The following is a 14125-nucleotide window of genomic DNA, read 5'->3' on the forward strand; positions in this document are numbered from 1 at the left end:
CCAGTAGTTCATGGTAGAGCAGGACGATGTCGTCGTAGTCTATTCTGCTGTTACCATTGATGCCCTAGTACAGGCCGTCCCCCTCCAGGTCCAGCGGCGAGTTTGCATACCCGGGGAACGTTTCCACGTATGGTGTCAGGACGATGTAGGCGGTTTTGGTCTCTGTGTCGTTTAGATACGGGTTCGCTACTTCTAGCGTGACCGTGTACTTGCCAGGGGCTGTGTAGGCGTGCGTCGGATTTTGAAGCGTCGAGGCGTTGTTGTCTCCAAGCTCCATTCCCAGGAGGAAGGCGTGGGCGAGCACATGGGATTATCGGTGAAGCCGACTACGAAGGGCGACAGCGGGCCAACGGTGCTAGCTGTGGCGTTAGCCGAGAAATCTGCCGCAATGGTCGCGTAAACGCTCATCGCGCCATTAACGGGGGCTGTTGTAATGGTCATGCCATTGTCATCAGATTCGACTCTTACGCTCTCATACATGATTGAAGCGGTGCCCGGTGCGTCGCCCTTTATCGTCAATGTGGCTAGCGTAACGTTCGTGGTGCCCGCCTCTACCACTTTGTCGAGGTCAACTGCGCTGAGCCTGACAACGTCGCCTGGCAACCCGCTTGTAGAGTTCAGCCGAGCCCACGACGGGTAGCTTACGCCCACGACATCCCCGATACCATGGTTCTCAAATGATACGTTCAGCACGTACCCGGAGAGCCCTGTCGAGAGCTCGTCAACCACGACGTCCATCGTAAACGTCCCATCACAAACTACCTCCCTATATGAGGGAACGAACGATACCACCGGATACCTCACGCTAATATAGTTTTCCCTTGTCTCTGGCATGTATGATACATCATCTATAAATTGCCAGTAGCGAGAAAAAGAGATGAGAGGCTGGGTTTGAGCCGGCCTCTTGTATTCGATACTTGTTATATTCCCCGGATTGCCTCTACGGGGTTCAGCCTGGCAGCCTTTACCGCAGGGTAAATCCCCGCTATGAGAGAGAAAACTATGGCTATGAGCATGCCCGAGACGAGCATGGTAGGTGTTACGATGGCTATCTGAGAGCCGAATATGCCGGAAAACTCCGTGCCAAGCTGGGAGATTATGAAAGGCTTCCCGACGGCGTTGGCAAAAGCTGAAAAGAGAAGGCCAAAAACGTCGCCGGCGATGCCGCCCATGACCCCTATGACGAGGCATTCAAGCATGACCTGGCTTATGACGTCTCCCTCGGACGCCCCGACTGCCATCGTGATGCCTATCTCGCGGGTCCGCTCGAACACGGAGGTGACCATCGTCGTCATTATCATGAGGCAGCCCACTATGAGGGCGAAGCCCGCGAAAATCGTGAAGATCATGACCATCATGTCCATGAACCTGTTCACTGCCTCTATCTGCTCAAAGGCCCCCTTCGCTGTCAGGCCTCTGGCCTCGATTTGCTGGACGACCGAAAAGACGGCGTTAGGGTCGTCGATGCGGACGAAAATGCAGTTATAGTCCGTATCGGAGCCGCGAATGCTTCTCTCGGTATCTATATCGATGAGGACGACCTGGTCAAACTGGTCATCCCGCTCCCGCATCACTCCCGCTGCCGTAAGGTTAAACGTTTTGTCCACCGGGACTCCAGTCTCGTTATACTCCCTCACGAGGGCGGTAAAGGTGTCGCCAACGCGTATGCCGTCCGCCCGCTGGAGGGTCTCGCGTATGTTATAGCCAAAGATGACGTCGCTGGAGCCGGGATCAAAGCCTGTTCCCCGTAGATATTCTGGCTTAATCACCTTATCGAGGTCCTGCTGACGTACGGCGAGGACTGATAGGTAGGTCTGGCGTTTCGTGGCGTACGAGTCCCGTATGGCGGGGGCGGCGGCAACGACGTGCGGTATGCCCCTGATAGACTCGACCCTCGCATCCGTGATGAGCTGAGTCGTCTCGTTCCTGACGTCGGGCGTCACCTCTATTAGGGTCAGGTCAGACTGGGCCTTGATGGTCTCGATGGCCTGGGTACGTATGCCCTCTCCAATGGCGAGTATTCCTATAACCGCCGCGACCCCCACGGCTATGCCAAGGGCGGTCAGGATAACCCTGAACTTCTTCGCCCTGAGCTGTCTCAGGGCGATGCGCAAAAAGTCAAAGTATTTTCCTATCACGAGACCACCTTTCCGTCCCTGAGCTCGATAGAGCGGTCGCAGTATGCGGCAAGCTCGCGCTCGTGGGTGACCACTAAAAACGTAACGCCCCTCTCCTCGTTTACCTGCCTCATCAGCCTGTATATCTCAGCGCTCGTCTTCGAGTCAAGGTTACCGGTTGGCTCGTCGGCGAGAACGAGCGCGGGGTTTACCACGAGGGCGCGGGCTATGGCCACTCGCTGCTGCTCGCCTCCGCTAAGCTGGAATGGCATGTGCTCGGTACGGTCTCCCAGGCCAACCATCTCTAGCAACGCCCTTGCCCTCTTCTTTCGCTCGTCTCTCGAGCGGTAGTTAAAAAGAAGAGGATACTCTACGTTCTCAAGGGCGTTCAGCGACGAGATGAGGTTGAACTGCTGGAACACGAACCCCACCACGTTCCTCCGGAGCGAGATGAGCGCCCTTCTGTCCCTGTAGTTTACTTCTTTCCCGTTAATGCTCACGGCGCCTGAGGTGGGCTGGTCCAGTCCTCCCAGGATGTTCAGCAGCGTGCTCTTGCCGCTGCCACTCCTGCCTATCAGGGCTACAAACTCTCCCTCACCAACCTCAAAGGATATGTCCTGTAGCGCTTTCACCCCATTGCCATAAGACTTTGACAGGGCAATTGCTTTTACACTCTCCACCATAAATATCACGACTTCAAAGTTACCGTTATTATAGCGTTCGTAAGCTGGAAGTAATCCCCCTGGTCTCTTACCTCGGCGACGTTCCCCTCCGTCCTCAGGTATGGCTTAATGTCCCTGCTGTCGAAGCCTATCTGGGACGTGTCGTTATAGTCGAAAAAGTTGACCCACGTCTTGCCCTTAAAGTTAGGGAACAGGATGGAGAAGACCGTCTTCATGATGGCCGGTATCTGGCTATCGGGTATGTAGTTCACAAGCAGCACGTTTTTGTTTGGTATATCATACCGGTTATACCCGCCTGAAGGGGCGACAAGGAATAGGCGCGCCTCCGAAACGTCATCCTTAGGTATTTTTCCCTCTATGTCAACCTCGCTGGTCGCCATCTCCGCCGTTATCCCATAGCTGTTATACAGCATGTCGGCGCCCTCTTTAACCCATATCATTCTCCTGGACTCGCCAGGGCACTCGTATACGGCCAGCAACCCCATGCCGTGGAAGGATACTGAGCTCCCCTCAGGGCCTTCCTGCTTCACGGTAAACGTGAGATTATTGTGGCCTGGCTTCAGGTAGGGCACCTCATACGTATCCATGCCCGAGAAGAAGTCGTAGGAGCCTACGAAACCCTTGCTATCATAATAACGGTCTACCAGCCTAAGACTTTCTCCAGGGTGGCTCGCTTCTTCGAGCGATAATGTGGGGTATATAGCCTTCTGGGCCATCGTGCTCCACACCCAGTACAGGTAAAGGCGCTGATACCTTATCGTGGCGTTCTCCGGTATCGAGACGTCGATGTTCACGGTGAACGTGCCACCCCTGCCTATGGAGCCATTGTACGTGCTATTTCCTATAGAGTACACGTAGCTACCCTGAATGGTATCGTGATACTTTGTTACGAGGTACTTATCCCCCGCATACGTCGCATTCGCGGGTATGGATATCATCAAGCACAGGATCAGCGCACATGCCAGTTTACGGCAGGTCATAATCAGCCTCTGCCACATTGTTGGCCTTGTTGGCCTCTTTTATTAGTCCTGCCTCGTCAGCTATCACTTTTATCTTGTGCTTGCCGGAAGAGGAATACAGGGGTATGTCCAGCTTTTTCTCTTCCCCGGCCCTAACCCCTTCATTTATCGATTTCAGCGCTGCTTTATGGCCGTCTATGTAGATGGTCAGGTTAAAGGCGGGAGTATTGCTCCCCCCGATGTTCTTCACGCTCACCGGCAGCAGGTATAAGCCAGAGTCGTCAGCCGCCTGAACCGCTGGCAAGGAGTATTGCAGCGCTATCAACGCTACTGAGAGTAATACGATGGCCGGAAGGATGGAGCGTGGGCGCTTTCCTGGAGGCCGGAGGGATACCAAGGCGAAAGTTAGGACTATGCCTATGGCCGTGAGGATGAAGGGTGTCCCTGCCTGGTTGGATGCTCCGGGGCGCGTCGGCGCGCTCATGGTCAGTACGAGGTCTGGAAGCGATCCCACCTTTATAGTCGCGCTCCCGACATTATTAGAAGCGTCAGTATCGCCGTCCACGCGCGCTTCCACTTTGATTACGTGCTCACCGCTCGTCGCTTTCCAGTCTGCCGAAACCTGCTGGATGCCGCTCTTATCGACGGCCACGTGCCTGGTCGTAAGCTCTTTTCCGTCCACGCTAAAGGTAACGTCGGCGGAGTCCACAGTCGTCCCCAGGTTTTTAAGCGTAGCCACGAGCTGCCCGGTCTCTCCCTCGTAGGCGTTCACCGCCGAGACGCCCTCTATGGCCAGGTCAGGCCCGGTCGCCGCTGTCTTGGCTTTCTGAACCGTTATCATGGCGAATACAGGGTGGATGTAGTCTTCGCCTTCAGGCTTATCCCCTGTTGTCGTTATCTCCCCGTCTCCGTTAAGGTCCCGGCCTCTCTGGAACGTCAAGGTGTCATGGCCCGTTAGCTTGCCTGTCACGTCGAACGTCTCAACGTCCACGTATCTTGAGCTTACGCCCGTGCCGCCATTCGCGTTGAATGAGCACTCGTCCCCTATGTCAATGGCGCCAGGAAGGTATAAGGACTGGTCGGCAGGTGGAGAGCCAAGGTCTTTCCCGTTTAATTGTATGTAGTCTGGCTGGCCCCGCGTTCCGGTAAGCTCAATAGTCGTGAGGGTAGCCTTTTCGCCGCTTGTGTCCACGCCGCTGAACGTGACTGACGTATCGTCTAGCTCGTTAGCGTTAGTCCCGGCCGTCCACCCTGTGCTATGCAGGTTAACGTTCCCCTCGGTAACCCAATATTCGGTGACCTTCCCTTTCGTATCCTTTATTGCTGCGACGACAAATATAGCATATACTCGCCCGTCTATCTTGCTCTCCGGGTCGCGCTGGCTCGTATTAACGGTAACCTTATTATCCCCTTTCTTCAGCCAGCTCGTGGCGTCATACGCTATCCAGTAGACCCCGTACCCTGTCACGAAAACGTTGTCATTGGTATCGTCCTCGCCATAGAGTATAGCCCTATCAAAGAGATGGTCGTTTACCTGTACCTGGGCCCAGCCACGGTATTTTGGCGTTCCCCCCCACACACCCGTGTATACTCGGGCCCATTCCACCTCCCCTGGTAATTCGAACTCGCATGAAACAGGGGGGTTCACCAGTCCCACCGTCTGGAAGGTCAAAACGCTACCCTGTACCTATCCCTGCGCTATCGTGGATAGCGGGAACCCATCGAAGTTATACTTTGCGTTGACAATGGGGGTCGTTGTGGATGCTATCAAAATGCATAGGATCGTTGAACATATAGTAAGGCTTAGCCCCCTCTTCGCCCAATCGTCGTTTAAGTTGAAGGTGACACGTTTCATCGTTTATACCTCCTATACACTAAACTGGAACTCGCCTTCCTGGATGACGCCACCTGACGCGTCATCCACTATCGTGTAATTACAAGTATCTCCCTGGTAAAGCTCGAGATGCTTTCCATTAATGCTCCACGATATGGCCTTTCCCTTGTCGCTCTCGAGGCAACCATCCGCGTATAGCATGAGCCACTCGCCGGTGGATACGGTGCCATCACCATCCCCCATCTCCTCGATGTATCGTGACGCCTTTTTAGAGGTGCATGCGCCTTCAGGCATCGTGTCCGACGAGTCTATCGTAACCTCTTCGCCATTCGACTCCAGCCTTATGCTTAGCCCATCCAATCTAACGGGGTCGCCCTTCTCATGAACGAACAGGAGGCCATTGTCTGCCTGGAAGTCGGCCGGGTAATCCGGGGCCGTATTTGATACGTTATCGTCCTGGATGTCCCGTATAGCTGACACTACCGAGAAAGTGGCATTAGGCACGCCATGGATACCGCCCGAAATGGTCGTGTTGCCAGCAGCGGCGCCATTAGAGGATTGTCCGACCACAAAGCCCCCCATTAACGATAATAGCACCGTGATGGCCATGATGATGGGTATTCCCACCTTGAGGGGCACCTTGCCACCGCTGATGACATAGTATATTATAAGGCCTGAAGCCGTCGTTATCGTTATCATGAGCAGGATTATCAGCATAATCGTTTTAGCAGTGTCCTGAGCCTTGGTAGTCGCCATTGGCACCGCGGATGGAGCGCTACTCTCGCCTGGCCCTTCTTCTGTCGAAGGCGTGGAGCCCGGGTTTACTGCGTTACCCTTGCCGATGGTAACGGTCTCATTTAGCGTCTCATCCGGCTCCGCTCCAGGCGTGTTGTACTCCACGATTAGGAACTCCTGCACCGCGGCCATGCATGGAGTGGACCCAACAGTGCTCTGGATGCCCGCCTCGTTGCCGCTGGACTTAAGGTATTGCTTAACGTCCCGGCTATCCACGGCTACCTGGGGCCCGTAAGAAGGGCCATGGTCCCACACATTCGAGGCTATGATGTTACCGTTGAAAAGGAGGTTACCCTCGGGGCCGTTGCCCCATGGCACGAAAGTTATCAGGTATGCGCGCGAAACGTTGGCCGTGTCGATGGACATGCCACTAAAGGGGACGTAAGCGGTTGCCTCCGAAGAGTTCGTGCCATACCCCGTCGGGTCGGCGCCGAGCAGGTCGAACTCCTCGTTCATGAATATCTGCTTTCTCGTCGTGCTTGCGTCCTCGTAAACCACGGCGAGGGTAAATCCTGCCATCGATATCTTCTCGTTCGGGCTGCCATCGCGCGTGAATAAAGCCTTATTATTCGCATTTTTCTTGAACGCCGGGGTCACGTTATACGTTAAAAGCCCGTAGACATAGTTGGAGTAGGCTCCAAAGTTGCTCACGTCGTGGTACCAGTGCTCGTAGGGTACTACCTGACCATTAAACGTTATATGTACATGGTCGGGGGCGACCTCATTGTCATCCCAGGTATACGGCACGTAGAGCCGCGCTTCCCTTACGGTCGCGTTGTCCGGTATCTTTAGGTCGCTGGCAGCCCAGTTAACCGTGTAGCTGTTCCATCCGCTCGCCCCGAAACTGCCCGAGACGTAGACGCTATCTCCGAAAGAATAGACGATGCCTCCCTGTATATCGTAAGCCTTTACAGTCTTAACGTCGCTGCCCCCTTCCCAGTATCGCTTGCCCTTGTAGCCGTTATACACCACGCTCTTGGCCGAGCTGGCCTTGACGTTATTGGACTCGTTCGTCTCAGAGACGACGTTGTCAGGGTCAAGGGTAGCCGTATACGTTATAGATGAGCCAGCAGATGACCTGACGGTAGTATCGTTTATGGTTATCGTCTTCGTCGTTCCGCTCGCCAGCGGCGGGACGGTCGTCCTTCCGACGAAACCGTCGCTTGCCCTGACCTCGATTTCCGTCTGGGGGGATTGCTCCGGCCCATTATTCTTAACGTTGTACACGTAGACTGTGTTAGGCTCTCTCGCGAACACTACCTGGCCAATCGTGCTTACAGAGCCGGAAATGGCCAGGTCGCAATTCGGCGTGGCGCCCGCCCTGATAATCATGGTCTTATTAGCGGTGCCGCCAGGCCCGGTGACCGTCAGCTTTACGGTGTAGTTGCCCGCCACGTAGTAGGTGTGCGATGGATTCTCATCCGTCGAGGTGTTGTCGTCGCCGAAGTCCCAGAGCCGCGAGGTGGCATGGACGGAGCGATCGGTGAACCGGACGGTGAGCGGCAGGACGCCCGACGTCGGGCTGGCCACGAAGTCGGCTACTGGTAGAGGATAAGCCACACTTATAAGCTCTTTCATCTCCTTCGTATCGTTGCCAACAGCGTTTGACACGGTGAGGCGTACCGTGTATGGTGGACTCACCCCATTTGGCGTATAGTACGTATGAACCGGGTTTTGGTCGGTTGAGGTGTTCCCATCGCCGAAACTCCACAGCCATGACGTGGCGCCGATCGACAAATCCGTGAACTGTACGGTGAGAGGGGCGGGGCCGCTGCTGACATTAAACGTAAAGTTTGCGATGGGGCGTGGCGATGTGACATTTATGGTCAGCGAAGCATTGTCATTGCAATACTCGTTGGAAATCGTGAGGCATACAGTGTAGTTGCCTGGCGTGAAGTAGGTGTGTGTCGAGTTACGCTGGGTCGACGCGTTGCCATCCCCGAAGTCCCAGCGCCACGCTGAAGGCCCGGGCGTTCCAGTGGAGGCGTCCGTAAAATTCACGGTAAGCGGCACTTCTCCCTGTACGGGGCTGGCCGTGAAGCTGGCGTTCAAGGGAACGTATACCGCCAGCCTCCCATCTACCAGGATTGGCACGTTTTCTCGGTAATCCTCGTCGGTCATCCTTGCGTCGCTTAATGACAGCAAAGCCTCGCCAGGTCTCTCGCATCTGACCTTGACCGTCGCAAGAATGACGTTTGTCGCCCCGACCCCTACCACTCCCGTAGCTTTTAGTGTAAAGACGCTGCCATCTGAAGACGTATTATTTACCGTAGCCCATGTAGGATAAGTGACTTCCTCTATGCTCGCTATATCCGTCTCTATTGACAGGTTAAGCTGGTAAGACCTCAGGCCTCTCGGAAGCGCTTCGGCGACTATCTCAAAAGACGGCTTATCGTCCACGGCTCCTGCGAGCGAGGCGTGGTAAATATAGAATACTGGCCTATCAGTAGCGTTGATGAAATCGCTCTTTGTCACCGTGTCGGCCCCGCCGGCGTTGGCGACCGTTAGGCTTACCGTGTAGTTGCCTGCTACGTAGTAGGTGTGGGCGGGGTTCTGTTCGGTTGAGGTGTTCCCGTCGCCAAAACTCCACAGCCACGACGTGGCGCCAATCGACATATCCGTGAACTGTACTGTCAGGGGCACTATGCCGATGGTCTTATTGGAGCTGAACTTCGCCACTGGTGCCGGAGGCTTCGCGAAGATGGCGTTATCCCTAATCGTCGTGTTATTGCCGCCGGCGTTGGCGACCGTTAGGCTTACCGTGTAGTTGCCTGCTACGTAGTAGGTGTGGGCGGGGTTCTGTTCGGTTGAGGTGTTCCCGTCGCCAAAACTCCACAGCCACGACGTGGCGCCAATCGACATATCCGTGAACTGTACTGTCAGTGGTATAGTTCCGGTGGTCGGGCTTAGTGTAAAATTTGCGATGGGCGGAGGCGGCAGTTCAGCCATAATATACATGGTCGCCGTATCGTTTCCTCCCGCATTGGATGCTTCGAGCCTAACCGTATAGTTTCCCGGCGAATTATAGGTGTGGCAAGGATTCCTCGCATTGCTATCAGCTATGCCATCATCGTCGAAGTCCCACGCCCACGCCGTGGCGTTCGTTGACGTGTCGGTGAACTGTACTGTGAGCGGGACATAGCCGGAGCTAACGTTAGCGGTAAAGCTAGCCACAGGGGGAGGGGGAACGGCTACCCGTATGTAATTTCCCTTTACCTCGTCATCCGTGCCACCAGGCCCCGCCACGGTAAGCTTTACGGTGTAGTTGCCCGGCAGGGCATACGTGAAATTCGGGTTTTGTTCCGTGCTATCCGTCACGTTATCATCGTTAAAGTCCCAGCTCCACGACGTGGCATTCCTGGAAAGGTCGGTGAACTGTACGGTGAGTGGCGCCGTTCCTGAAGTCACGTTGGCCGTGAAGTCAGCTGATGGCGGCATTGGCTGTACTGTGAGCACTGCCAGGGCTATCTTATAGAATTGGCCGCTGTACTCGCCGGTGCCGCCCATGCCTGAGCGGTTATACGTGAGCGTCGCCGACTCGCCAGACATTAAACCGGTGACGTTCCAGACGTCGTACCCAGAGTAGGAGCCCTGGATGTACGAATCGCCGTTTGACGAGCTGTACCTTGGAAGGTCGTGGCCGTTAAACGTGTATAGGCCGTCGCTGCTCGCCATGTGGTTGACCGTGAGCGTTGCATTGCTGACGCCTTGCGGCACACCAGCAAAAACGGCTTCTCCAATGTAGTCTTCACCGAGGTACTCATCGCTGTAATAGGTGTCGGCATCATGCCCCTCGTTCACCCAGTATTTTATCTGGTCAGAGTCGCCATCGTTGTAGGCCACCACGAGGGTGATGACCTTTATCCTTCCATCGTACCCGGTTGTATTTACTCGAACGTTCAAAGTTCTTGACTCTATTAAAGACGTCACGTCATACCATGCAATGTAATCGCTGGTCACTCGATTGGTATGGTCGTTAATAGTAACGAATGGATCGCTAGTCCCTCCACCCTGGCCGCTATTATCGTTTCCCCCATTTGCATAAAAATTAAATCCCATGTTCTGGTTTTCCATCCATACCCTGTCGTACGTTCCGTCGCCATTTCCATCGAAATAAGTGGTAATCGTAAGAGAATAGTTATTCTGCATGTGCCCGCAGTATGCGGAAACGTATAGGCGGGCCCACTGTATTCCAGTGTATTGTGGAAGCGCGAAGTTTTTTACCACGTCGTGCGGCCCGAACTCTGGCGGCGAAGCATCTATATAGACCCCTCCCGAAACCGTGCCGCTCTGCACCGTGGTAAGCAGCAGGCCGCCCACGTAGCTATCGGCATTCGACAGCGTAGGTATGGCCATCACTAAAAAGACCATAAGTAAAATCCATGTGAAGAGATGATAAAGAAGCCCCCCTTTACCCTGCATACGATTGCCCCTCCCTATACTTACCTATCCCTATATCACCGATTATGTATATAAATTTTATTACATTATTTCATTTTGGTATGAAATAGTAAGTAAAATATAAAATTTAAGCTACTTTTTATGTCATCTAGGAAAATTATTAATACTTAAAGCGAATGAAACTAAAGAAGAGGCGCTTAAGGAAATGGCTACAAAGCTACGGTTGCTAGCTTCATGCGCGCTACTGCTCATCATTATCATGAGCGCGGGGTGTACACAAACCTCTAATCCTACTCCTACACCAGTTGTCACTCACGAAAGCGCGGTAAAGTTTATCGACTCAAGCGGCATCGAGATTACGCTGCCCCACGAGGCTCGACGAATCATAGCGACTAACTCTGACTGCGCCGAAATGCTCATCGCCATAGGGGCTGGCGACCGAATCGTAGGCGTCTCGGACACGGTTATAAACAATAAGCTATTAATGCAGCAGCTTCCGGCAAATGTGGCTAACGTAGGGAGCTGGTCGACTCCAAACGTGGAGGTCATGGCGTCCCTTAAGCCCGACGTCATCGTATGCTACGCTTACGCGAACAAGCCTAAAAACATCGAGGAGATTTGGGCCGCAAACCTCACGATTGTAAGCCTGGATTGCTATAAGCTAAGCACTCTCACGGCAGATGCGAGGGCCCTGGGCATGATGACCGGCAAAAGCGAGAAAGCCGAGGAATACGTTGCCTTCCTGGAAAAGTACCTTAAAATGGTAAAAGACAGGACAGCAAAGCTAAACGCTAGCGAAAGGCCTCTGGTGTACTGGGAGTCGTATACGGCATACTCTACGGTGGGCAAGAATGCGGCTGGCGATCAGATGATAGCATTTACAGGAGGCGCGAATATCGCAGGAGATAATACTACAACCTACCCGAAAGTAAATGCAGAGTGGATTATCAACAGGAATCCGTCGTTCATAATAAAGACGTTCTCTGCGAACGATGTAAGCACAAGCGAGGATGCTGGCCGGATATTATCGGGAGTGACATCGCGGCCTGGCTTTGAAAAGGTCGATGCAGTGAAAAGCGGCCACGTTTACGCTATGTCCGGTAACATTGCGTCAGGGGCAAGAAGCATCATCGGGATAGTATACCTTGCAAAGCTTTTCCATCCTGAGCTATATGAGGACATTGATCCCAACGCAGTGCTAAAGGAGTATGCAGAAAAGTACGTGCCCGGAGCGGATAAGGCGATATATGTGTATCCGCCGATTAGCTCATAGCGTCGCCCTTCTAAATATGTATATGCAGGCTCCCGTTATTATTGCCGCCAGAATTGTAAGCTTAATTGTGCCAGTGAATATGATATTTCCTGTGAATGTGGCCCTTATAGTATCTATTGCCATGCTTACCGGGTTCAGGGAGGCTACAATACTTAGCCAATGTGGCATGGAGCCATATGGTATCATGGCAGTGCTGGCGAAGAAAAGGGGCATGCCCACAAGTCCGCTGAACGCCGAGTATCCCCCGTGGTCTTCGAGAAGGAGGGCCATGGTGCTGGCCATAGCGGATATGGCGAGGCTTAGCGCCGCCAGAACAATGTACGTATAGGCAAGGCCGATGAGTCCGGGCAGCCTGGCGCCGAGAAATAGCGCCAATAGCAATATTACCGTCGATTGAAGCAATCCACGAAATGTTATGAATGCCATCTTCCCGAAAAGTATGCTCTCCCTCGATGCCGGAAGCGTTAAAAATTTCGTGAGGAGCCCGAACTCCTTGTCATAAGTAAGAAGCGCTCCACCATCAAGCGAGCTGAACAATACCGTCATCACCAGGACCCCCGGCGTTATGAAATCAATATACCTATCCGTAAAGCTGGCTGGAAGCGTCAATCCCACGAAGACTAGCCATGTCGCGGGCATAATAAGAGAGGTAAAAACGCTAATTTTACCTCTCAGCCATTCTACCAGGTCTCTCTTAAAGTATGGATAAACGTCGCTTATCATAGTATAGCCATGTTATTTTTCATATACCTATACCAGCGTTAAAAAGGCCGGAGAGCCTAGCTCTCCGGGTAAAAGAACACTCCGGTATGGTTCAAGTCGATATTCAGGCCTTGGAACTTTTGCAGGTACTCCGCATAGTCGGCTCGAGGGTTCACGTCCTTGAACCTGTCGGGATAGCACCACTTGGCCATCTGCTCAATGCAGAGGTAATACGCCGCCCCACCACGCGTGGAATACCAATCATACACATATACCTTACCATTCTTCACCGCTTCTACTTTCTGAAGCTCGGGCCTTGACAGCACTTCATTTCTAATTACTTGCAAGTCGGTCGTATTATTTACGTTACGGTTGATATCGCCTGCAGGGTACTTATATTTCATGATTACCTGCGGATTTTTTTTAATCACGGATTCAGGGCTTACCGTCTGGTAATAGCTGATGTCTCCGAATATATTGACGCCGCCCGCTAATGTCAGCATCTCATCATGACCATGGGCCTTACCGCAGGCCTGATAGTTCTTCCCGCTTCCGAAATCTCCCTCAAGGTATACTCTAGGCTTTTCATTCTGCGGTATCGTGGCGACCACGTTTTGGATTCGGCCGACCTTTTCATTATAGAACGCAATGTACTCGTTCGCTCGGTCCTTTTTGTCCAGGAGATCGCTCAGTCTATTGATCTCATCTACGTATGTGGATAATTTGCTGAAATCGAACCTCATCACCGTAATATTCGTGCCTTTTAACTTATCGTCTAGAACGGCCGCTTTTGTCGAAGTGTATACGATGACCACGTCCGGGTTGCACGATACAATCTTTTCCACGTCTGGAGTAAACGTGTCGCCGACGTTCGTATAGTTCTGGTAGCCAGGATAATAGAAACTATCCTCAACTATATATTTGGGTACTGCGATTATCCTATCGGTCGAGTTTAGCGTCCTCATCATCTCGAAGCTCTGCGTAGTCAATGGGATGATTTTCCTGATTGGCCTGTTGAACGTGAACGTCTTATTTGTCGAGTCTTTGACAGTCTTGGAGGTACCACCCCAATATACATAAATATAGGCGCTGTCCTGTACTTCATGCAGGTTTATGTTGCCGTTCCCTGACATGTAGGACATGATATAGCTTGAGAGCTCGCCACGTGTCAAGTGGCCGTTCTGGTCAGCATCGCCGGGTATTCCGGCCGCATATGCCGGTACAGCCAACAGCACGAAGAACGTGGCTATAAGCGCAAATATGGCTATTCTTGTCAAGAGTTGTTTTCGCATATCAGATCACCTTTTTCACCATGTAAACGAAAAGTCCCAGCGATGCCAATTCGGATAAAAATTATTCTT

10 protein-coding genes are annotated in these 14125 nt (G+C 53.0%); 1 reads left to right on the plus strand and 9 read right to left on the minus strand.

The genetic code is table 11. The features are described from left to right. Positions 1–64 precede the first annotated feature (64 nt). The 7 genes from MTC_RS12890 to MTC_RS12695 all read right to left on the minus strand — a co-directional run bounded on the left by MTC_RS12890 (position 65) and on the right by MTC_RS12695 (position 10810). A complete protein-coding gene (locus MTC_RS12890) occupies positions 65–277 on the minus strand; it encodes a PKD domain-containing protein (protein WP_143767115.1) in 213 nt (70 codons plus the stop codon). Next, positions 193–834, minus strand: a complete 642-nt coding sequence (locus tag MTC_RS13145) for a hypothetical protein (protein ID WP_014406264.1) — start codon at positions 832–834, stop codon at positions 193–195. Before MTC_RS13145 ends, MTC_RS12890 begins: the two co-directional genes overlap by 85 nt. Before the next feature lie 86 nt (positions 835–920). Continuing rightward, positions 921–2138, minus strand: a complete 1218-nt coding sequence (locus tag MTC_RS08390) for an ABC transporter permease (RefSeq protein WP_014406265.1) — start codon at positions 2136–2138, stop codon at positions 921–923. Further along, the gene (locus tag MTC_RS08395; RefSeq protein WP_014406266.1) at positions 2135–2800 is read right to left on the minus strand and encodes an ABC transporter ATP-binding protein; all 666 of its coding nucleotides are present in this window, start codon (positions 2798–2800) and stop codon (positions 2135–2137) included. Before MTC_RS08395 ends, MTC_RS08390 begins: the two co-directional genes overlap by 4 nt. Before the next feature lie 5 nt (positions 2801–2805). Further along, complete coding sequence (locus MTC_RS08400) at positions 2806–3780, minus strand: DUF3344 domain-containing protein (RefSeq protein WP_014406267.1); 975 nt, start codon at positions 3778–3780, stop codon at positions 2806–2808. Further along, positions 3767–5431 (minus strand): DUF3344 domain-containing protein, encoded by a 1665-nt coding sequence (locus MTC_RS08405; RefSeq protein ID WP_014406268.1) that lies wholly within the window; start codon positions 5429–5431, stop codon positions 3767–3769. Before MTC_RS08405 ends, MTC_RS08400 begins: the two co-directional genes overlap by 14 nt. A gap of 195 nt (positions 5432–5626) precedes the next feature. Further along, positions 5627–10810 (minus strand): DUF3344 domain-containing protein, encoded by a 5184-nt coding sequence (locus tag MTC_RS12695; protein ID WP_014406270.1) that lies wholly within the window; start codon positions 10808–10810, stop codon positions 5627–5629. 184 nt (positions 10811–10994) lie between these two features. Between MTC_RS12695 and MTC_RS08415 the strand changes: the two genes are divergently transcribed. Next, positions 10995–12062, plus strand: coding sequence for an ABC transporter substrate-binding protein (locus MTC_RS08415; RefSeq protein ID WP_014406271.1), 1068 nt, complete (start codon positions 10995–10997; stop codon positions 12060–12062). Here MTC_RS08415 and MTC_RS08420 read toward each other — a convergent pair. Both MTC_RS08420 and MTC_RS08425 read right to left on the minus strand, forming a co-directional pair. Further along, entirely contained in the window at positions 12057–12785 is a 729-nt protein-coding gene (locus MTC_RS08420) for an ABC transporter permease (protein ID WP_014406272.1), read from the minus strand. The two genes, MTC_RS08415 and MTC_RS08420, sit on opposite strands and share 6 nt — an antisense overlap. Positions 12786–12841: 56 nt before the next feature. Further along, positions 12842–14056: an ABC transporter substrate-binding protein gene (locus MTC_RS08425; RefSeq protein ID WP_014406273.1), complete on the minus strand. Its 1215-nt coding sequence runs from the start codon at positions 14054–14056 to the stop codon at positions 12842–12844. Between the last annotated feature and the right edge of the window lie 69 nt (positions 14057–14125).

The organism is Methanocella conradii HZ254, from assembly GCF_000251105.1.
Lineage (GTDB): Archaea > Halobacteriota > Methanocellia > Methanocellales > Methanocellaceae > Methanocella > Methanocella conradii.

Coding starts and splice junctions, on each gene's coding strand:
- MTC_RS12695 (WP_014406270.1), bottom strand. CDS start 10,810: ATGCAGGGTAAAGGGGGGCTTCTTTATCATCTCTTCACATGGATTTTA.
- MTC_RS13145 (WP_014406264.1), bottom strand. CDS start 834: ATGCCAGAGACAAGGGAAAACTATATTAGCGTGAGGTATCCGGTGGTA.
- MTC_RS12890 (WP_143767115.1), bottom strand. CDS start 277: ATGGAGCTTGGAGACAACAACGCCTCGACGCTTCAAAATCCGACGCAC.
- MTC_RS08395 (WP_014406266.1), bottom strand. CDS start 2,800: ATGGTGGAGAGTGTAAAAGCAATTGCCCTGTCAAAGTCTTATGGCAAT.
- MTC_RS08415 (WP_014406271.1), top strand. CDS start 10,995: ATGGCTACAAAGCTACGGTTGCTAGCTTCATGCGCGCTACTGCTCATC.
- MTC_RS08400 (WP_014406267.1), bottom strand. CDS start 3,780: ATGACCTGCCGTAAACTGGCATGTGCGCTGATCCTGTGCTTGATGATA.
- MTC_RS08425 (WP_014406273.1), bottom strand. CDS start 14,056: ATGCGAAAACAACTCTTGACAAGAATAGCCATATTTGCGCTTATAGCC.
- MTC_RS08420 (WP_014406272.1), bottom strand. CDS start 12,785: ATGATAAGCGACGTTTATCCATACTTTAAGAGAGACCTGGTAGAATGG.